An 18604-nucleotide genomic window follows, 5' to 3' on the forward strand; every position below is an offset into this window, starting at 1 on the left:
GGTCACACCCCCACCGGGCTCGCCGACCGCCGGTCCAGCAGCACGCCGACGCCCGCGATGCCCACCCCCACCGCGCCCACGACGACGAACCCCCACCCCGCCGACGAGTGGTCGATCACGAACCCGGCCAGCGGCGCCCCGACGGCGGCGCCGAGGGTGAACGCCGACCCCTGCAACCCCATCGCCTCGCCCCGCACGGACGCCGGGGTCAGCCGGGTGATCACCTCGCCGGTGCTGGCGACCACCGACGCGGGGAGGAGGTTGGCCGGGATCAGCGCCAGTGCCAGCACCCACGGCGACCCGGTGGCCAACCCCGCCGGGATGGTCAGCGCGCCGAGCACCGCCATCAGCGTCCGCGGCGTGGGCGGCCTGCTCGTCGCGCCGTACACGAACCCGCCCACGAGCGACGCCGCGCACATCACGATCACCAGCGCGCCGGTCAGCTCCACGCGCCCCTGCTCCTGCAACGCCGCGACGATCGCGACCTCCATGCCCGCCAGCACGATGATCGCGCCCGCCGACGTGAGCAGCACGCCGAGCACGGGCGGCGTGAGCCATTCCCGGCGGGGCGGGCGTTCCCCGGCCACGTCCTCCTCCTCGTTGCGGATCGGGGGGTTCACGAGGTACAGCGCGATCCCCGACGCGACCATCGCGGCGCCGATGCTCCACAGCGCGACCTGGCTGGTGGCCCGCGTCGTCAGCAGCACGCCCAGCGCGGGACCCGCCATGTACGCGACCTCGACGGCCATCGAGTCGACGGCCAGTGCCGTCCGGCGCTGCTCGACCGGGACCAGCGCGGTCAGCACCTGGCGGCCGATGGACATCGTCGGGATCGTCACGAGGCCGCTGAGCAGCGAAGTCACCAGCAGCACCGAGTACGGCAGCACCGGGGCGCTGAACCAGAACAGCCCCTCGGCGACGGTGCTGAGCACGAGCATCGCGCGCAGGCCGCGGCGGTCGGTGAGCCTGCCCATGAGCGGCGCGCCGAGCGCGATGCCGAGGGTGCCCGCGGTGCCGACCAGGCCCGCGGCGCCGTAGCCCTTGTCGAGGGCCAGGACCACGTGGAGCGTCAGGGTCATGCCCGCGGCGGTGGTCGGGATCCTCGCCAGCAGCATCAGCACCATCACCGGACGCACCCTGGGCAGGCGGAGGACGCTGAGGTACCGGGCGATGTTCACCGCCCCATGTTGCCCTGGCGAGGCAACGCCTTTAAGCCCGCGCTTTCTTGACTCATTCCAGAAAACATGGTTACGTGGCCGGACCCGGTGCGACGGAGCCACCCCGCGGGACACCCGGTCGGGGGCTGTGCGGCGATCGCCGGGAACCACCACACGACGAGGAGCCCACCGCGTGACCGAACCGCGTCACACCACGAACAACGTCGGCATCCCGGTCGCGAGCGACGACCACTCGCTCACCCTGGGCGCCAACGGGCCGATCCTGCTCCAGGACCACTACCTCATCGAGAAGAACGCCCAGTTCAACCGTGAGCGCGTCCCCGAGCGCGTGGTGCACGCCAAGGGCGGTGGCGCCTTCGGGCACTTCGAGACGACCGAGGACGTCAGCCGGTTCACGAAGGCCGCCCTGTTCCAGCCCGGCGTGAAGACCGACGCGCTGCTGCGCTTCTCCACCGTCGCGGGCGAACTGGGCTCCCCGGACACGTGGCGCGACCCGCGCGGGTTCGCGCTGAAGTTCTACACCTCCGAGGGCAACTACGACCTCGTGGGCAACAACACCCCGGTGTTCTTCCTGCGCGACCCGATCAAGTTCCCGGACTTCATCCGCTCGCAGAAGCGCCGCGCCGACACCGGCCGCCGCGACCACGACATGCAGTGGGACTTCTGGACCCTCCAGCCGCAGACCGCGCACCAGGTCACCTGGCTGATGGGCGACCGGGGCATCCCGAAGACGTGGCGCCACCAGAACGGCTACGGCTCGCACACCTACCTGTGGGAGAACGCCGCCGGCGAGAAGTTCTGGGTGAAGTACCACTTCAAGACCGACCAGGGCATCGAGACGCTCACGTCGGAGGAGGCCGCGCGGATCGCCGGTGAGGACGCCGACGCGCACCGCGCCGACCTGTGGCACGCCATCGAGGGCGGCGACTTCCCGACGTGGACGCTCAAGGTCCAGGTCATGCCGTACGCGGAGGCCGAGAACTACCGGTTCAACCCGTTCGACCTGACCAAGGTGTGGCCGCACGCCGACTACCCGCTGATCACGGTCGGCAGGCTGGCGCTGGACCGCAACCCGGCCGACTACTTCGCCGAGATCGAGCAGGCCGCGTTCGAGCCCACCAACCTGGTGCCCGGCATCGGCACGTCCCCGGACAAGATGCTGATCGGCCGCATCTTCGCCTACCCGGACGCGCACCGGTACCGCATCGGCGCGAACTACGCGCAGCTCCCGGTGAACCGGCCCAAGTCGCCGGTGAACTCCTACTCCAAGGACGGGGCGATGCGGTACACCAACTCCGCCGACCCGGTGTACGCGCCGAACTCCTACGGCGGCCCGCACGCCAACCCGGCGCTGGCGGGCGAGGTGACGACCGGCTACGGCGTCGAGGACGCCCCCGTGCGCGCGGCGTACAAGCTGCACGTCGAGGACGACGACTTCGGCCAGGCGGGCACCATGGTCCGCGAGGTGTTCACCCAGGAGCAGCGCGACCGGCTCGTCGACACCGTCGTGGGCCACGCGGGCAACGGCGTCTCGGAGCGCGTGCTGGAGCGCGTGTTCGAGTACTGGCGCAACATCGACAAGGAGACCGGCGACCGCATCGCCGCCGCCTTCGGCAAGTGAGCAAGTGAGCTAGACCCGAACTCCCACCATGGCGGAACGGCCCCGGCAGCGCTTTCCCGAGCGCCACCGGGGCCGTTCCACGTCCGGGATCAGGCCGTCTCGGGCAGGTCCTGGCGGGCGTTCGCCAGCGCCAGGCCGGTGCGCAGCGAGCCGACGGCCTCGGACACCGCCTCGCGGTAGATGCCGCCGAGGCCCAGCACGTTCGCGAAGCCGTGGAACAGGCCCTCGTGGCGGCGCAGCACGACCGGCACGCCCGCGGCGGCCAGCTTGTCCGCGAACGCCTCGCCCTCGTCGCGCAGCGGGTCGAAGCCCGCGACCGCGATGTAGGTGGGCGGCAGGACACCCAGGTCCTCGGCGAGCAGCACGGAGAGCCGCTCGTCGACCCACGACGCCTCCTCGGGCGCGTAGTGGTCGCGGAACCAGTCCATCTTGGCGTCGGTGAGGAAGAACCCGTTGCCGAACAGCTCGCGCGACCGGCGCTTGGACGAGGCGTCCACGGCGGGGTAGAGCAGCAGCAGGAACACCGGCGACGGGCCACCCGAGCGGGCGGCGCGCAGCGCGGTCACGGCGGCCAGGTTGCCGCCCGCGCTGTCGCCGCCGAGAGCGATGCGCGCCGGGTCGATCCGCAGGTCGGCGGCGTGCTCGACGGCCCATTCGAACGCGACCATGACGTCGTCCACGGCGGCCGGGAACGGGTGCTCGGGGGCGAGCCGGTAGTCCACGGCGAGCACCCGGACGCCCGCCTCGAGCGCGAGGAACCGGCACAGGTTGTCGTGGCTGTCCAGGTCGCCGCTGACCCAGCCGCCACCGTGGTAGAAGACCAGCAGCGCCGAGTCCGGCGCCAGGCCGACCGGCTCGTACACGCGGCCCGCGATCTCGCCGCCGTCACGGGGGACGCGCACCGGGCGCACGCCGACGCCCTCGACGACCGGCCCGCACACCAGCGCGTTGCTCTGTGCGAGCGCGGCCCGGTTCTGCGCGGGCGAGGTGGTGTCCCAGTCCTGGCCGCTGAGCTGCTGGAGCCTGAGCAGCAGCTGCGCGTCGGGGTGCAGGCGCTGGCCGTCCAGCACCACGGGCTTGCCGGTGATCAGCCGCCGCACTGGCGTGGGGAGGCCAAACGCGAAGCGCAGCGCGCCCGCGAGGACACCGACGGGGAGTGAATCGGCGAGCTTCGACATGCCTTGGAGGTTACTCGCCGGTAGCCGATGTGACGAGCGTCCCGACCGGGTGGACCTCCAGTGCGCTGGAGGTCGTACGGTTCAGTTCCGCGTTGTGGAAGGGGTTCGACGAATGACGGTCACCGTGGTGGGCATCGGCGGCTCGATCCGCCCGAACTCGCAGTCCGAGCGGGCGATGCGGATCGCGTTGGCGGGAGCACGGGAAGCGGGTGCGCGCACCGTCGAGGTGACCGGCCCGGACCTCGTGCTGCCGTTCTACGACCCGCACGTGCCGGAACGCCCCGAGGCGGCCGCCCGCCTGGTCGAGGCGCTGCGCACCGCCGACGGCGTGCTGCTGGTGTCGCCCGGCTACCACGGCACGGTGTCCGGCCTGGTCAAGAACGCCCTCGACTACGTCGAGGACCTGCGCACCGACGAGCGGCCCTACCTCACCGGCCGCGCGGTCGGCTGCGTCGCCGCCGCGCAGGGCTGGCAGGCCTCCGTCACGACGCTGACCGCCCTGCGGTCCATCGTGCACGCGCTGCGCGGCTGGCCGACGCCCCTGGGCGCGGCGGTGAACTCCGGCGACGTCTCGTTCGACCCGGACGGCGGCTGCTCGGACCCCGCGGTGGCCGAGACCCTGCGGCTCATCGGCCGGCAGGTAGCCGAGTTCGCCCTCTCGAAGTCGGGCTGAGCCCCGCGCTCGCGGGCACGGGTCGAGCGGGTGAGTTGCCCCACGACCGGGTGTGGAACGGTGTCGCGGAGTGGTCGCACGGAGTACACAAAGCTCTGGACACCCACCTCCAGCTCAAGGGAGAGCGTCACATGAACGTGCTCTACACGGCCGAAGCGGTCGCCGTCGGTGAAGGTCGCAACGGCGAGATCCGCTCCTCGGACGGCGTCCTCGACGAGCTCGTCGCCATCCCCAAGGAGATGGGCGGTCCCGGTGGCGGCACGAACCCGGAGCAGCTGTTCGCCGCGGGCTACGCCGCGTGCTTCAACAGCGCACTGCGGGCCTCCGCGCGCATCGCCAAGATTGAGATCGGCGTGACCGAGGTGACCGCCCAGGTCGGCATCGGCCGCGTCGACGACGTCCCCGGCATGCACCTCACCGTGGCACTCGTCGCCCGCGTCGAGGGCGTGGAGCAGTCCGTGGCCGACAAGCTCGTCCACGAGGCGCACCAGCTCTGCCCGTACTCCAACGCGACGCGCGGCAACATCGAGGTCTCGGTGACCGCCACCGTCTGACGTCCAACGGCCGCCGCGGGGATCACCCCACGGCGGCCGTTCCGGTCTACGACCTCACCCCTCCAGGTGCCGCAGCGCGAACGACACCTCGGCCGCCGTCTGCCGGATCGACTCCTCGATCACCAGCGACCCGTGCCCCGCGTCGTACCGGTACGTCTCGTAGGCCGCCCCGCGCCCGGCCAGCCGGTCCAGGTAGTTGTCGATCTGCCGGATCGGGCACCGCGGGTCGTTCTCCCCGGCCAGCACCATCACCGGCGCCCGCACGTCGTCCACGTACGTCAGCGGCGAGCACTCCCGGTACAGCTCCGGCAGCTCCTCGGGCGAGCCGCCGAACAGCGCCCGGTCGAACGCCCGCAGCGGCTCCATCTCGTCCTCGTAGGCGGCCAGGTAGTCCGCCACCGGCACCCCGGCGACACCGACCGCCCACCGCTCGGGCTGCGTCCCCAGCGCCAGCAGCGCCAGGTACCCGCCCCACGAAGCCCCGTTGACCACGCACTTGGCCGGGTCCGCGAAGCCCTCGCGCACCGCCCAGTCGTGCACCGCGGCCACGTCGGCCAGCTCGGTGATCCCCGGCTTCCCCTCGATCGCGTCCCGCCACGCCGACCCGTACCCCGTGGACCCGCGGTAGTTCACGTGCACCACGGCGAACCCGGCGTCCAGCCACACCGCCCGGTACCCGGAGAACCGGTCCTCGTCCGACGAGTGCGGGCCGCCGTGCAGGCTGAACACCGTCGGCAGCGGCCCGTCCGGCGCTCCCGCCGGCCTGGCGACCAGCGCGTGCACCCGCCCGCCAGGCCCGTCCACGAACACGTCGGCCACGTCGTCCGACCCCGGCGCCTTCGGCCCGTCGGACTCCAGCAGCACCCGTTCGACGCCGTCCGGGGACAGCGCCCGCACGACGGGCGGGTGCGCCGCCGAGGACCACGAGTACTCGACCGTGCTGTCCGGGCGGACGTTCGCCGCCCCGACCGTCCCGTGCGGAGTGTCCAACTCGGACAGTTCGCCGGTCGTCAGGTGGTAGCGGTACAACGTGTTCCGCGCCTCGAAGGTGTGCACCACGAGCAGCGCCGTCGCGTCCGGGTACCAGTCGGCGACGATCTCGCCGGGCAGGTCGATCACGACCTCGGACTCGGTGTCCGCGGCGACGTCCCAGATCAGCAGCTCCTCGCGGCCGCGGCGCTCGTGCAGTACCAGCAGCCGGTTGTCGCCCAGCACCGGGCTGAACGAGATCGCGTCCAGGCCCTTGCCGACGCCGTCCCACTTCTCGGCCACCGCCGCGCCGGACTCGACCGACAGCACGCGCAGCGCCGCGTGCCGGTTGTCGCCGTGCTCGGAGTGCGCGAGGACCAGCAGCGCCTCGTCCTTGGACAGCGCGGCCACGCCGCCGTCGTGCTCGTTGGCGTAGACGACCTCGGCCACGCCGCCCTTGCGGGACAACCAGACCGTCGTGCCGTCGTCGGTGGAGGCGCCCACCGCGACGACGTCCTCACCGATCTCCAGTCCCGCCGGGTACCCGGCGCCCACGCCCTCGACCGCGGTCCACGCGTCGGAGCCGTCCGGCTCGAACGGCTCGCTGACCCACAGCCCGAACTCGTCGCCGTCGTTGTCCGCGAACCACCAGATGCGCTCGCCGTCCGGGCTCAGCGTGCCGTGCGACGTGCCGTTGGGCCGGTCGGTCACCTTGCGGTGGGTGTCCGTCGACCGGTCCCAGGCGTAGATCTCCCAGGTGCCGTCCGCGTTGGACAGGTACAGGTTGCGGTCCGGCGCGTTCTCCGCCCACGACGGCAGCGACATCCGCGGCGCCGTGAAGCGGGCGCGCCACTTGGCCTCGGTCTCGGGATCGGTGAACAGGGGGTTCGGCACCACGGCAGCGGGATGAGTCGTCACGCTCCCGATCCTGCCTCAACGGGCCGACGCGCGGTCACCAGGTAGTAGTCGGCCAGTCCGCGCGACACCACCTTGATCCAGTTCCGGTCCCAGTCGTTCCGCGCCCCGCCCTGCTCGATCCACCGGTCGAGCCCCGGCCACACGTGCTCCCCGATGTTCTCGGCGGCCACGTCGACGAACCCGGCGGTCCGCAGGTCGGCCAGCACGGCGCCGATCGGGTGCGCCAGGTCCAAGCCGTTCTCGAACGTCGCCAGCAGCCGGGCGATCTGCGGTCCGGCACCGGGGCGGTTGGCGAAGAACGAGGTCACGGCCAGCCTGCCTCCCGGCACCAGCACCCGGTGCGCCTCGCGGGCGAACCCCGCTACGTCCTCGAAGTGCTGCGCGGCCTCCACCGACAGCAGCCGGTCGAACGCCCCGTCGTCGAAGGGCAGCGCGGACGCGGAACCCTCCACGAAGGCCAGCCGCTCGTCGTGGTGCGCCGCCGCGGCCCGCGCCACCTGCTCCGGCATCAGGTCGACGCCCCTGACCAGTTCCGGGCCGCGCCGCAACGCCGAGGCGGCGCCGTGCCCGCGTCCGCAGCCGACCTCCACGACCCGTGCGCCCGCCACGTCGAGCAGGTCCAGCAGCAGGTCGTAGAGCGCCTGCTGGCTGGCGATCCGCTGGGGCAGCGTGAGGTCGCCGTCGAGCCGCACGCCCCGCCAGTAGCCGAAGTTGATGAAACCGCCGCCGAAGATGGGGAGTTCGCTGAGATCACCGGTCCCGTAGATCCGCTTCCGCAGTTCGACGCGCGCCCGCTGATCAGTCATCACCCGATCGTGTCACCGGATCGCCTTGCCAGGGCGGCCAGCTCGTGCTGAGCGCGGCGATCACGCCGTCACCACCGCGGAGCTAACCTGGCGCCGCCGGGGGAACTCCCCGTCGTGGCGGGGGAGGTGGCGGCGATGATCACGTCGGCCGACGGGACGGACGTCCGCGTGCACGACGAGGGCAGCGGCCCGGTGGTGGTCCTGCTCGGCCCCGGCCTCGACGACGGCACCCGCGACCGCAAGCTGGCCGCCCTCCTGGCCAGGCGGTTCCGCGTGATCCGCCCGCACCGCAGGCAGTACCGGACGGACCTCAAGGCGGACCTGGTCAACGGGTCGCCGTGCGCGGTCGCGGACGAGGTGGAGGACGTGCTCGCGATCGTCCGCTCGGTCGGCGGCGGCCCGGTCGTCCTCTACGGGCACTCCGACGGCGGCGTCGTCGCCCTGGAGGCGCTGGCCGCCTCGCCGTCGTCGTTCGCGGGCGCGGTCGTCTTCGAACCCGCCGCCGCCACCGACGAGCCGGTGGGCGGTGAGGTGCTGGCCCGTGCGCGCGAGGCGCTGGCCGCGGGCAGGCCGGGCAGGGCCATGGCGATCTTCTTCGAGGGCGGCGTCGGGCTGCCTGCGTGGCAGGCGCGGGCCGCGGGCGCGGCCGTGGCGCTGATGCCGAAGTACCGCGGGCTCGTCCCCGGCCAGCTCGACTCGTTGGAGGCGCTCGACCGGCTCGGCGTGCGGACCGACGTCTACGCCCGGATCGAGGTGCCGACCGTCCTGCTCGGCGGCGACCGCAGCCCCGCCCGGCTGGCGGCCTGGGTCGACGCCATCGCCCGCGTGATGCCCGCCGCCGAACGGATCGTGCTGCCGGGCGCGGACCACGGCGCCGACCTCAAGCACCCCGACGTGGTGGCGCGGATCGTGGAGGACTTGGCGGACCGGGTACTCGGCTAGGCGCGCGGCTTCGTCGACACCGACACGTAGTCGACGACCATCGGCCTGTCCGGCTCGGTGGCCGGAGTCGGTGTGTCCACCTTGGCCACGCCGTTGGGGAAGCCGCCGCCGATGGCGACGTTGAGCAGCAGGAAGTACCCGGCGTGCGAGGTCATCCTCGCCCAGTTCGCGGCGTCGACCCGGTCCTGGCCGACGGTCGTGTACTGCCGCCCGTCGACGTACCAGCGCAGCTGTTCGGGCGCGGCGCTCCGGTCCCACTCGAACCGGTAGGTGTGGAACGCCGCCTGGCACGGCTGGTCGGGGCACGCCGTCGACCCGCCGATGCCGTTGGACTCGTCGCACGGACCGCCCTGCGCCGTGCCGCAGTGCAGCAGGCCCCACACCCGGTCCAGGCCGTTGACGTTCTCCATGAACTCGACCTCGCCGATGCCCGGCCAGTTCCAGAGGTCGCCCCGGTAGGGCGAACCCAGCGCCCAGAACGCCGACCAGTAGCCGAGGCCCGCGGGACCGGTCGCGTCCGGCATCCGCACACGGCCCTCGACCCGCAGGACACCGCCGTCGGGGGCCTTGAAGTCGGCGCGCTTGGTCTCGATGCGGGCGGACGTCCACCGGCCCGCGCTGTCGCGCCTGGGGGTGATCCGCAGGTTGCCCTCGCCGTCGAGCGCGAGGTTGGCGGGGTCCGCGGTGTAGGTCTGGATCTCGCCGGTTCCCCAGTTCGACGCGCCGCCGGGGTAACCGGTGCCGGTGTCGACGATCCAGTCGTCCGGGTTCGGCTGCCCGCCCTCACCGCCGGTGAAGTCGTCGCGCCAGGCGACCTGCCAGCCGTCGTCCCCGTGCTGCTGCCCGGCGGGTTGGGACTGCTCCGCGCAGGCGGCCGAGGTCAACAGCAGCAGGCTCGCCGCGACCGCCTTGGCCAGTCGGTCGCGTCTCATGGGTGACCTCTCCGCCGCGGGCTGTGCGCCGGACTCCGCGCCACGAGGTCAACGGGCGACCGCGCGGTGCGCGACCGGTGCGCCGCGCCGGTGCTACCGGTCGGCGCTCTTGACCGGGACGGCCCTGTGCCGTCCGGGCCGGTCGTCCAGCTCCTCGCTGAAGATCGTATCCATGGTGCGCGAGGCCCGTGCCAACGCGAACGCCGCAGCGGTGACGAGCGTGCAGGCGACGGCCGTGAAGAAGGCGAAGAGGGGCGTGGTCATCACGCCGACCACGCAGGACAGCGTGATGATCGTCAGGGTCGTGGTCGCGGTGGCCAGCCAGGTTTTTCGGGCATGGCCGACCGAGGAGATGATGCTCATGGATTGCTCTCCCGACTGGACGAGGCGCCTGGTGCGAAGGCCTTGTCTTGTTGTCGCGAAGGGCCCCATTCTCGTTACGCTTAGTCAGTCAAATACATGTCGTTCACCCGATTGTGTGAACGCTGATGATTTTCGGACCTATGAATCTGTGTGCTGAGTCATGACTGAGGATTACTCGTCTTTCTATCTTCGCAGGTCAGGGGCGTGCAACATGCAGATGTCCACTATATAGGTGAATCTCATTCCAGTTCGTTGCCTTGTGGCTTGGAATTTTCTTGTTCAACTATTATTCGCGCTGCTGGGAGTAGTCGTGGAAGGCGGGCTCCGATGTGCCGCGATCGGGGGCCGCGTCGCTCAATGGTGTGGACCAGTATGCGAACGAGTGGACAACTCGGTGAAACAACTTCGTCCGGTAGGAACGATCGACCAGATGGAAACCGGCCGTAACCCGACCGGGAAATCCCGTGAGTCGAAGGCGTCGCGGCTCATCCCGCGCGGCACGGACACCGGCTCACCGGTCCGCGCGACTCCCGCGCGGACCGGTGAGGAGGACTCAGGCCTTCCGGCAGCCCGTGATCCGGATCCCGTCCGACTCGACCAGGTGGCACACCACGTGGTCCCCCTGCCGAACCTCCTCCGCGAACTCCGCCTTCCCGACCTTCGACCGGTACCAGTTGTCCGCCACCAGGTCGTGCGGCCTGCCGGAGGTCACGTTCAGGTCGTAGGTGGTCTCCCCGACCTCGATGACCAGGAACGTCGGATCCGCCTCGATCGTGCCGCAGGCGGCCAGTGCGAGACAGGAGAACAGCACCGCGACAGTCGTCTTGCGCATTTCCAGCACCCCCGTTGTCTTCCCTCGCCCTGAGGACGCCCGGACCGGGGGTCGGTTGGCGTGCCAACGGCGCAATCGCGGCGCCCCGGTCTCAGCGAACCCGGCGCGGCTCCACCGCGGCCAGCACCTCGTCGGCCAGTTCGGCCGGGGTGAGCCTGTCCGAGCGCAGCACGAGCGTCCCGGCAGGCTGGCGGGCAGCGGCGCCCGCGTCCATCCGGGACAGCGCCCACTCACCTGCCGACTGGCCCGTCTCGGGGTTGTCGGGGACGGGCGCACGGGCGGCGACGCGCGCCTCCAGCACGGCGGCGTCCGCCTCCAGGAAGACGTGCAGCACCTCTTCACCCGCCTCGGCCAGACCACCCAGGATCTCGGCCCGGTAGGCGTCGCGGACGAGCGACATCGGCACGACCAGCGTGTCCGCGTGGTGCCTGCGCAACGACAGCGCCGTCGCGACGACCAGCTCCCGCCAACTCGGCAGGTCCTGGAAGTCCTCGTTGGGCGGCACCCACTTCCACAGCATGAGACCGACGTCCTCCGGGTCGTACACGACCGCTTCCGGCAGCCGCAGGCGCAACTCCTCCGCCAACGTCGTCTTCCCCGCCCCGAACCCGCCGTTGAGCCAGATGATCACGGTCACAAAGTATCGGGAACACCCCGTGGAACGGGAAGAGCCGGTCTCCCGTACCGCGGAGACCGGCTCTTCCTTGCGCTGCTCGCGGCTTTCGCCCCGACCGAGGCGTGCCGCCGTCGGTGCGGCGGTTCCCGCCACCCGGCAGCGCCCCTGCTCACCCGGCCAGTTTCGCCTTCACGGCTCCGGCCACCCGGCCGCCTTCGGCCCGGCCCGCGACCTTCGCGTTGACGGCCTTCATGACCTGGCCCATCTGCCGCTGCCCCGGCTGCTCGCCGAGCTGCTCGGTCACCTCGGCCACGGCCGCGTCGACCAGCGCCACCAGCTCGTCGTCGCCGAGCTGCGCGGGCAGGTAGCCCTCGAGGATCGTCTCCTCGTTCTTCTCCAGCTCCGCCTGCTCGGTGCGCCCGGCTCCCGCGAACGCCTCGGCCGCTTCCCTGCGCTTCTTGACCTCGCGCGTCAGCACCTTGAGGACGTCTTCGTCGGAGAGCACGCGGGCGGTCTTGCCCGCGACCTCCTCGTTGGTGATCGCGCTCAACGCCATCCGCAGGGCTCCGACCCTGACCGTCTCCCGGCCCTTGATCGCGGCAGTGAGGTCGTTCTGCAACCGTGTCTTCAGCTCCGCCATGAGGCCGAACGGTACCGGGATCAGCGGATTACGCCTCATCCGTCATCCGCCGTAGGCTCGTTGGTGTGAACAAGTTCGGCCGCGCACTGCTCGCCACGACCGCCGTTGGGACCGCCACGCTCGCCTACTCGGTGGGCTTCGAGAGACGCCATTGGACGTTGCGGCAGGCCACCGTGCCGGTGCTCGCGCCGGGGTCGCGGCCCTTGCGGGTGCTGCACATCTCGGACCTGCACATGACGCCGGACCAGAAGTCGAAGCAGCGCTGGGTGGCCGCGCTGGACGAGCTGGAACCCGACCTCGTGGTGAACACCGGCGACAACCTCGCGCACAAGCAGGCCGTGCCCGGCGTGGTGCGCGCGCTCGGCCCGCTGCTGGACCGGCCGGGGGTGTTCGTGTTCGGCAGCAACGACTACTACGCGCCGCGGCCGAAGAACCCCGTGCGGTACCTGCTGCCGTCGGCGAAGACGAAGCGCGTCCACGGCATCAACCTGCCCTGGCGCGACCTCAGGGCCGCGATGGTGGAGCGCGGGTGGATCGACCTCACCCACGTGCGCCGGACGTTCGAGGTGGCAGGCCAGACGGTGTTCGCGGCCGGTTTGGACGACCCGCACCTCAAGCGCGACCGGTACGAGGACATCGCGGGCGCCCCGGACCCCGCCGCGGCACTGCGACTGGGCGTCACCCACTCCCCGGAACCCCGCGTCCTGGACCCGTTCGCGGCCGACGGCTACGACTTCGTCATGGCGGGCCACACGCACGGCGGCCAACTCCGCATCCCCGGCTACGGCGCCCTCGTCACCAACTGCGACCTAGACCGCTCCCGCGCCCGCGGCGTCTCCCGCTGGGGCTCGCACATGTGGCTGAACGTCTCCGCCGGCCTCGGCACCTCCCCCTACGCCCCCGTCCGCTTCGCCTGCCCACCGGAGGCCAGCCTGCTGACCCTCGTGGCCCGCAGCGTCGATGCAGGTCAGAGTCAGTCTGGTGCCGTTAGGGATACCCGATTCGGAGTCAGCGGCAACGTCCGGTAGAGTTCCAATCGTTCCAACCGGGGTGTGGCGCAGTTTGGTAGCGTGCTTCGTTCGGGACGAAGAGGTCGCAGGTTCAAATCCTGTCACCCCGACGGTTAGAGCAGGTCAGAGCCGGTCTCCGCAGTGCGGAGACCGGCTTTTTCCGTTTCCGGGGGTGCGTGGGGAGAGGTCTGTCATGTCGTACGCGTCGGCCCAGCGTCGGAAGACGGTCCGCGACTGCTCGGCGTCGAGCGCCAACCGGTCCAGCACCGCGAGCTTCCGCCGTACGGTGTCGACGGCGGTGACATCGTCGAAGAACACCGTGGCCGTGTCGGTTTCGCTGTAGCCCAACGGTTTCAGCGGCTCGGTGAAGGTCAGCAGGGTCGCCGCGTGCCGAAGTGCGGCATGTCCTGCTGACAGCGGCACCACGCGGATGCTCGTGTGGTCGGCCATGGACCCGAGCCGCATGCACTGGTCGTGCATGACCTCGGCGTCGCCCACCACCAAGCGCAGCGCGGCCTCGTGGACGAAGAAGACCGACTCGGGTGCGGGTTCCTGGTGCAGCACCGCCTGGCGGGCGGTGCGGGAGTCGAGCCAGGCGTGCAACTGGTCCCTGCTCGTGCTGGTGTGCCGGAGCAGGGTTTCGGCGTACGCCGCGCTGTGGAGCAGCGACGGCAGCAGCAACGGCTGGTAGCAGGTGAGCGTCCGGGCGACCGCCTCGTGCATCCGCGCGCACAGCGCCTCGTCCGGCGAAGCGCGGTGGTGCGGGCGGGCGAAGATGCCGTGGTCGGGTTCGTCGACCAGCCCGAGGATGTGGATGCGGGCCGTCTTGTCGGCGCGGTAGAAGCCCAGCAGCATGGCCGCGTCCGCTTCGCTCAGCCCTCGGGTGCCGCCCTCCAGCTTGCTGAGCTTGCCCGGCGACCACCCCACCTCCCCGTAGATGGCCGACGCCTTCAGTCCGAGCCGAAGGCGGATCCGGCGCAGTTCCTCGCCGATCTCCCGGCTGCGTGCGCTGGCGAGCCGGGTGGAGGGGTGCTTGTTGTCGGCGGACATGGTGCTGTACCTGCTTTCCGAAGAGGTGCCGATCACGACGCCCTCGCGTGGCGACCGGTGGAAGTGGTGTGCCCGGACCTGCCGGAAGTCGGGGGAACCGCCAGGTCCGGGCACACCACGCGCCGCCGCTGTGCGGGCATGAGGAGGGGCATCCGCACAACGCCGGCAGCCTGGGGGCGAGCGCGCTGGAGGGCGTGCCGGCCGCCGTTGATCACGGCCACCCGCTCGGCGATCGGTCGGAACCGCGCACGTCTCGCTCGCTGCTCGCGGCGGACCAGGACGCCGGTCCACAACACGACGACAAGCGTCAAAGCGCCGATCACAGCCGACACAGCGGTCACAGCCACCTCCAGTGCGAAATGGCCCGCCCTGGGCCGCAACTGTGACGAGGTGGCCCAGGGCGGGTACCCGCGGACAGCCTAGGCAGCCGCACGGCAACTAGACTTTAAACCTGCATGTGCAGCTTGCGCAGTTCCCTGATCGGGCGAACGGCATGTCGGGAGCGGTCGGGCAAACTGGTCCCGATCAGGAGGAGAGCACCGATGACGCAAGGCCCCGCTGACTACAAGCGGCACCTGGGCACGCGCTTGGCCCAGCTCATGAAGGACGCGGGTGTCAGCAAGCTCGCCGTGGCCACCGAGCTGGAATGCAGCGAGTCGAAGATCGCTCGCATCCTGCGCGGGGGTGCCGGGGTGAATCCGTCCGACCTGGACAAGCTGTTGACCTTCCTCAAGGTGAGTACGGCCATGCGCGAGGAACTCACCCGGCTCGGTAAGGAAGCGAGCCGTCGGCAGCCGCCCACTCCCTGGGGCAGCGCCGTGCCGGACAGCTTGCGCAAGTACTTCCCGACCGAGGCGACCGCGACGCTGATCCGCGCCTACAACCCCGAGTTGGTGCACGGGTTGGCCCAGACCGAGGACTACGCACGGGCGATGATCACCGCGAGCCCGCTGCACCGTCCCGCCGACGTGCCTCGGCTCATCCAGGCGAGGATGGCTCGGCAGGTCCGCCTCTCGGGTCCGAATCCGCCGCGGCTCCACCTGGTGCTCAGCGAAGCCTGCGTCCGTGGTCTGCCCGGTGGTACCGAGGTGATGCGCGAGCAGCTTCGGCACCTGGTCGAACTGGGCGACCTCGACCACGTCGCCATCCAGGTCATCGCCCGTGAAGCCGGTGCCCACTCGGCCAGCGGCTTCTCGTTCACGTTGTTCAGCCCGCCGGAGGACAAGGTCGTGGCCTACGTCGAGAACCCGACCGACGGCATCTTCATCTCCGAAGCCGGACGACTGGAGTCCTACGAGCTGATCTGGGCGTCGTTGGTGGACAGCGCGTTGTCACCGGAGGAGTCGAGCAAGCTCCTGGTTACAGTCGAAGGGCAACTGTGACGGCAAGACGAGGAGGTGCGGGACATGCACCCGGACCTGGATGGAGCGGTTTGGCGCAAGTCGAGCCACTCCGGCGGCAACGGCGGTGAGTGCGTCGAACTGGCCGATCTCGCGCACTCGACCGGCGTGCGCGACAGCAAGAACCCGACCGGCGCCGTGCTGATCTTCACGGGGCGTTCGGCCGGGCGGTTCCTGGCGGCGGTCAAGGGCGGTCGGTTCGGCTGACCCCGCGCAGCAGGCGGCCCCCGACACGAACCGCGTGTCGGGGGCCGGTTGCCGTGGTCAGCCGCCCGGTTCCGTCGGGAGGGTGATGCCGCCGGGAGGTGGGTCTCCCTGGCCGGGTGGGGGTTGGCCCTGGGTTGGTTGTTCCGTGGCGGGTGGGGCTTCGCTGGTCTGCGGTGGTGGTACGTAGCCGGAGCTGACGAAAAGGGTGATGACGGTGCCGTGCAGGGCGTTGCCGCGCGGGGTCTGGCTGACGACGGTGCCCTTGGACTCGGAGGAGTTGCGGTCCTGGGTGCTGACCTTGTAGCCGGCTTCCTCGAGGGTCTTGGTGGCGCTGTTGACGTTCCTGCCGACCACGTCGGGGATGCGGATCTCGTCACCGCCCTTGACGTACCGCTGGTCGGTCGGCGGCAGCGGCTTGGGGGGTGAGTCGCCGAGGACGCGGGTCATGGTGTCGAAGAACGTGCGGGCGGGGACGGTGCCGCCGAAGATGTTGCCTTCCGAGCACAACCGCGGTTTGCCGCCGATGCAGATGCCGCGCGGTTCGATGCCGTCGTTGAACGTCTGCACCGAGGCCGCGTAGTCGGGGGTGGCGCCGACGAAGGCAGCCGACTTGAAGTCCTCGGTGGTGCCGGTCTTGGCGAGCATCGGGCGGGTCCACTTGAACTGGTTGGCGGCTGCCGCAGCCGTGCCGCCGCCCTGGTCGTCCTTGCTCATGCCGGTCGCGAGGGTGTTGGCGAGGGGTTCGGCGACGACCTGTTCGCACGGCTGCTCGTTGACCGGGACGGGTTTGCCGTTGCGGTCGAGGACCTCCTGCAACGGGGTGGGCGGGCACCACTTGCCGCCGCTGATGATGGTCGCGGCGACGTTCGCCAACTCCAGCGTGCTCACCGGTGCCGGGCCGAGCGTGAACGAGGCGTTGCCGCCGTTGCCCTTGTAGAACTCGGTCTGCGAGATCCGCAGCTCGTCCTGCTGCTCCTTGGAGTCCGGGCGGACGCCCGCGATGTTCGTCGCCATCGTCTCGCGCATGCCCAGCCGCGACGCCATGTCGACGACCGGGTCCATGCCGAGCTGCTCCTCCAGGATGACGAAACCGGTGTTCGGCGACGTCTGCAACGCGGTCTGCAACGTCATCGAGGCCGGGTAGGTCGTCGACGAGTTCTTCAGGCAGTACCAGCGGGTGTCCGGCTCGCCGGTGGGCGGGCACTTGTCGCCGCCGCCCTTGAAGACCTTCGACGTGTGCGACGCGGGGGTGGCCATCGTGTTCTCGATGCCCATGCCCTTCTCCAGCGCCGCCGCGGCCGTGAAGATCTTGTAGATCGAGCCCGCGCCGAACTTGTTCTCCACACCGCTGGGCAGGTCGAACTGGGTCTGGTTCTCCTCGGCCTTGAGGCCGTAGTCGCGGTTCGCGACGAGCGCGACCACCTCGTGCCGGTCCGAGCCCGGCCGGACGATCGCCATGGCGTTGGCGATGCCGTCGGTGTCCTTGGAGACCTGCGCCTCGGCGGCCTGCTTGGCCTGGTCGGTGATACCGCGGTCCAAAGTGGTCTTGATGGTGTAGCCGCCGGTCTTCAGCTGCTCCTCGCTGAAGCCGTTCTTCTCCAGGTAGTTGATCACGTACGAGCAGAAGAACCCGTTCTCCGGGCCTGCGCCGACGCAGCCGTTCGGCGGGGTGCGCACCGGGATCGCCAGACCGAGCGGTTCCTTCTTGGCGGCCTCGGCGGCGTCGCGGGACAGCTTTTCGTTCTCGACCATCTTGTCGATGACCTTGTTGCGCCGCTCCATCGCCTTGTCCGGGAAGACCTCCGGGTCCAGGGCGGACGGGCTGTTAACCATGCCGGCGAGCACGGCGGCCTGCGGCACGGTCAGCTGGTCCGGCGTCGTGTTGAAGTACGCCTGCGACGCGGCGGCGATGCCGTAGATGGTCGAGCCGAACGGCACCACGTTGAGGTAGCGGGCCAGGATCTCGTCCTTGCTCAGCCTGCGCTCCAACTGGATCGAGATCCGGGCCTCGCGGGCCTTGCGGGCGATCGTCTGCTCCTGCGCCTTCTGCTGCTCCACCTTGTTGTTGCGGGCGACGACGTGCACCAGGTAGTTCTTCACGTACTGCTGGGTCAGCGTGGAGGCGCCCTGCGACACGCTGCCGCCGACCTGGTTGGTCACCGCCGCGCGCAGCGTGCCCTGCCAGTCGACGCCCTGGTGCTCGTAGAACCGGCGGTCCTCGACCGAGACCAGGGCGGCCTTCATGGTCGGCGATATCTTGTCCGCAGGCGTGAGCACCCGGTACTGGTCGTAGAGGTACGCGATGGGCGCACCGTCCTTGTCCGTCACCGTGGTGATCAGCGGTGGGTCGGTGGTGACCAGGTCCGCGGAGATGCTGTCGACCGTGTCGCTGGCTCGGTTGGACACGACACCGAGCGAGCCGACGGCCGGGAACAGCGTGCCGGCGAGGAGCACACCGGCAAGCAGACACAGGCCGAGCAGCTTCAGCAGGCCGTTCCTGACTCGCACGCGAGCCAGCCTACGCGGCACCTGAACGGGTGAGAGTGACCCGCAACACTGATTACCGAGGATGAGTAGACGTACTCAAGACAGATAACAGGTGGGCAACCCAGGGTTGGACGTGGAACCGGAAGCACCTAGAGTTCGTCAACGTCCAAGTAAGGCGCCAACGGCCCGGCCACTCCAGTGGCGAGCCTACGGCATCCGCGGCAGGGG

General features: G+C 70.6%; 18 protein-coding genes and 1 tRNA gene. 8 read left to right on the forward strand and 11 right to left on the reverse strand.

Translation table 11 applies throughout. The features are described from left to right. Window positions 1-2: 2 nt before the first annotated feature. A complete protein-coding gene (locus RM788_RS26465) occupies window positions 3-1178 on the reverse strand; it encodes an MFS transporter (protein ID WP_315934472.1) in 1176 nt (391 codons plus the stop codon). Between the two features lie 172 nt (window positions 1179-1350). Here RM788_RS26465 and RM788_RS26470 point away from each other — a divergent pair, with 172 nt between their 5' ends. Then, entirely contained in the window at window positions 1351-2799 is a 1449-nt protein-coding gene (locus RM788_RS26470; RefSeq protein WP_315934473.1) for a catalase, read from the forward strand. An 89-nt stretch (window positions 2800-2888) separates the two neighbouring features. Here the strand turns inward: RM788_RS26470 and RM788_RS26475 are convergent, their stop codons facing one another. Further along, window positions 2889-3977, reverse strand: a complete 1089-nt coding sequence (locus RM788_RS26475) for an alpha/beta hydrolase (protein WP_315934474.1) — start codon at window positions 3975-3977, stop codon at window positions 2889-2891. Between the two features lie 112 nt (window positions 3978-4089). Here RM788_RS26475 and RM788_RS26480 point away from each other — a divergent pair, with 112 nt between their 5' ends. Next, the gene (locus RM788_RS26480) at window positions 4090-4650 is read left to right on the forward strand and encodes an NADPH-dependent FMN reductase (protein ID WP_315934475.1); all 561 of its coding nucleotides are present in this window, start codon (window positions 4090-4092) and stop codon (window positions 4648-4650) included. Between the two features lie 131 nt (window positions 4651-4781). Continuing rightward, window positions 4782-5204, forward strand: a complete 423-nt coding sequence (locus RM788_RS26485; RefSeq protein ID WP_315934476.1) for an organic hydroperoxide resistance protein — start codon at window positions 4782-4784, stop codon at window positions 5202-5204. 54 nt (window positions 5205-5258) lie between these two features. Here the strand turns inward: RM788_RS26485 and RM788_RS26490 are convergent, their stop codons facing one another. Together RM788_RS26490 and RM788_RS26495 are read right to left on the reverse strand one after the other, a co-directional pair. Then, on the reverse strand, window positions 5259-7091 hold the full coding sequence (locus RM788_RS26490; RefSeq protein WP_315934477.1) for a S9 family peptidase: 1833 nt from the start codon (window positions 7089-7091) through the stop codon (window positions 5259-5261). Continuing rightward, window positions 7088-7897: a class I SAM-dependent methyltransferase gene (locus RM788_RS26495; protein WP_315934478.1), complete on the reverse strand. Its 810-nt coding sequence runs from the start codon at window positions 7895-7897 to the stop codon at window positions 7088-7090. The genes RM788_RS26490 and RM788_RS26495 overlap by 4 nt, the downstream gene beginning before the upstream one ends. Window positions 7898-8032: 135 nt before the next feature. Between RM788_RS26495 and RM788_RS26500 the strand changes: the two genes are divergently transcribed. After that, window positions 8033-8839, forward strand: coding sequence for an alpha/beta fold hydrolase (locus RM788_RS26500; RefSeq protein ID WP_315934479.1), 807 nt, complete (start codon window positions 8033-8035; stop codon window positions 8837-8839). Here the strand turns inward: RM788_RS26500 and RM788_RS26505 are convergent. From RM788_RS26505 to RM788_RS26525, 5 genes are all read right to left on the reverse strand, one after another. After that, window positions 8836-9771, reverse strand: coding sequence for a glycoside hydrolase family 16 protein (locus RM788_RS26505; protein ID WP_315934480.1), 936 nt, complete (start codon window positions 9769-9771; stop codon window positions 8836-8838). The two genes, RM788_RS26500 and RM788_RS26505, sit on opposite strands and share 4 nt — an antisense overlap. Window positions 9772-9864: 93 nt before the next feature. Continuing rightward, on the reverse strand, window positions 9865-10134 hold the full coding sequence (locus RM788_RS26510; protein WP_315934481.1) for a hypothetical protein: 270 nt from the start codon (window positions 10132-10134) through the stop codon (window positions 9865-9867). A gap of 553 nt (window positions 10135-10687) precedes the next feature. After that, on the reverse strand, window positions 10688-10966 hold the full coding sequence (locus RM788_RS26515) for a hypothetical protein (protein ID WP_315934482.1): 279 nt from the start codon (window positions 10964-10966) through the stop codon (window positions 10688-10690). A gap of 91 nt (window positions 10967-11057) precedes the next feature. Further along, window positions 11058-11597 carry a P-loop nucleotide/nucleoside kinase family protein gene (locus tag RM788_RS26520; RefSeq protein ID WP_315934483.1) on the reverse strand — a complete coding sequence of 180 codons (540 nt, stop codon included), beginning with the start codon at window positions 11595-11597 and terminating at the stop codon, window positions 11058-11060. 154 nt (window positions 11598-11751) lie between these two features. Continuing rightward, entirely contained in the window at window positions 11752-12222 is a 471-nt protein-coding gene (locus RM788_RS26525) for a GatB/YqeY domain-containing protein (RefSeq protein WP_315934484.1), read from the reverse strand. Window positions 12223-12287: 65 nt separating this feature from the next. On the opposite strand from RM788_RS26525, the gene RM788_RS26530 reads away from it, so the two are divergent. Further along, window positions 12288-13250 (forward strand): metallophosphoesterase, encoded by a 963-nt coding sequence (locus RM788_RS26530; RefSeq protein ID WP_315934485.1) that lies wholly within the window; start codon window positions 12288-12290, stop codon window positions 13248-13250. 18 nt (window positions 13251-13268) lie between these two features. After that, window positions 13269-13342, forward strand: a tRNA-Pro gene (locus RM788_RS26535). Between the two features lie 13 nt (window positions 13343-13355). Here the strand turns inward: RM788_RS26535 and RM788_RS26540 are convergent. Then, complete coding sequence (locus tag RM788_RS26540; RefSeq protein ID WP_315934486.1) at window positions 13356-14282, reverse strand: DUF5753 domain-containing protein; 927 nt, start codon at window positions 14280-14282, stop codon at window positions 13356-13358. Window positions 14283-14824: 542 nt separating this feature from the next. Between RM788_RS26540 and RM788_RS26545 the strand changes: the two genes are divergently transcribed. Both RM788_RS26545 and RM788_RS26550 read left to right on the forward strand, forming a co-directional pair. After that, a complete protein-coding gene (locus RM788_RS26545) occupies window positions 14825-15664 on the forward strand; it encodes a helix-turn-helix domain-containing protein (protein ID WP_315934487.1) in 840 nt (279 codons plus the stop codon). A 24-nt stretch (window positions 15665-15688) separates the two neighbouring features. Beyond that, on the forward strand, window positions 15689-15889 hold the full coding sequence (locus RM788_RS26550) for a DUF397 domain-containing protein (protein WP_315934488.1): 201 nt from the start codon (window positions 15689-15691) through the stop codon (window positions 15887-15889). Between the two features lie 57 nt (window positions 15890-15946). Here the strand turns inward: RM788_RS26550 and RM788_RS26555 are convergent, their stop codons facing one another. Continuing rightward, window positions 15947-18397, reverse strand: a complete 2451-nt coding sequence (locus RM788_RS26555; RefSeq protein WP_315934489.1) for a transglycosylase domain-containing protein — start codon at window positions 18395-18397, stop codon at window positions 15947-15949. Window positions 18398-18604 lie beyond the last annotated feature (207 nt).

Origin of the sequence: Umezawaea sp. Da 62-37, from assembly GCF_032460545.1 — a bacterium.
Classification (GTDB): Bacteria; Actinomycetota; Actinomycetes; order Mycobacteriales; family Pseudonocardiaceae; genus Umezawaea.

Bases quoted from the DNA above. Each gene is read 5' to 3' on its own strand.
- RM788_RS26510 (WP_315934481.1), bottom strand. From the start codon at position 10,134: ATGAGCATCATCTCCTCGGTCGGCCATGCCCGAAAAACCTGGCTGGCC.
- RM788_RS26495 (WP_315934478.1), bottom strand. From the start codon at position 7,897: ATGACTGATCAGCGGGCGCGCGTCGAACTGCGGAAGCGGATCTACGGG.
- RM788_RS26485 (WP_315934476.1), top strand. From the start codon at position 4,782: ATGAACGTGCTCTACACGGCCGAAGCGGTCGCCGTCGGTGAAGGTCGC.
- RM788_RS26515 (WP_315934482.1), bottom strand. From the start codon at position 10,966: ATGCGCAAGACGACTGTCGCGGTGCTGTTCTCCTGTCTCGCACTGGCC.
- RM788_RS26540 (WP_315934486.1), bottom strand. From the start codon at position 14,282: ATGTCCGCCGACAACAAGCACCCCTCCACCCGGCTCGCCAGCGCACGC.
- RM788_RS26550 (WP_315934488.1), top strand. From the start codon at position 15,689: ATGCACCCGGACCTGGATGGAGCGGTTTGGCGCAAGTCGAGCCACTCC.
- RM788_RS26545 (WP_315934487.1), top strand. From the start codon at position 14,825: ATGACGCAAGGCCCCGCTGACTACAAGCGGCACCTGGGCACGCGCTTG.
- RM788_RS26505 (WP_315934480.1), bottom strand. From the start codon at position 9,771: ATGAGACGCGACCGACTGGCCAAGGCGGTCGCGGCGAGCCTGCTGCTG.
- RM788_RS26480 (WP_315934475.1), top strand. From the start codon at position 4,090: ATGACGGTCACCGTGGTGGGCATCGGCGGCTCGATCCGCCCGAACTCG.
- RM788_RS26475 (WP_315934474.1), bottom strand. From the start codon at position 3,977: ATGTCGAAGCTCGCCGATTCACTCCCCGTCGGTGTCCTCGCGGGCGCG.
- RM788_RS26500 (WP_315934479.1), top strand. From the start codon at position 8,033: ATGATCACGTCGGCCGACGGGACGGACGTCCGCGTGCACGACGAGGGC.
- RM788_RS26525 (WP_315934484.1), bottom strand. From the start codon at position 12,222: ATGGCGGAGCTGAAGACACGGTTGCAGAACGACCTCACTGCCGCGATC.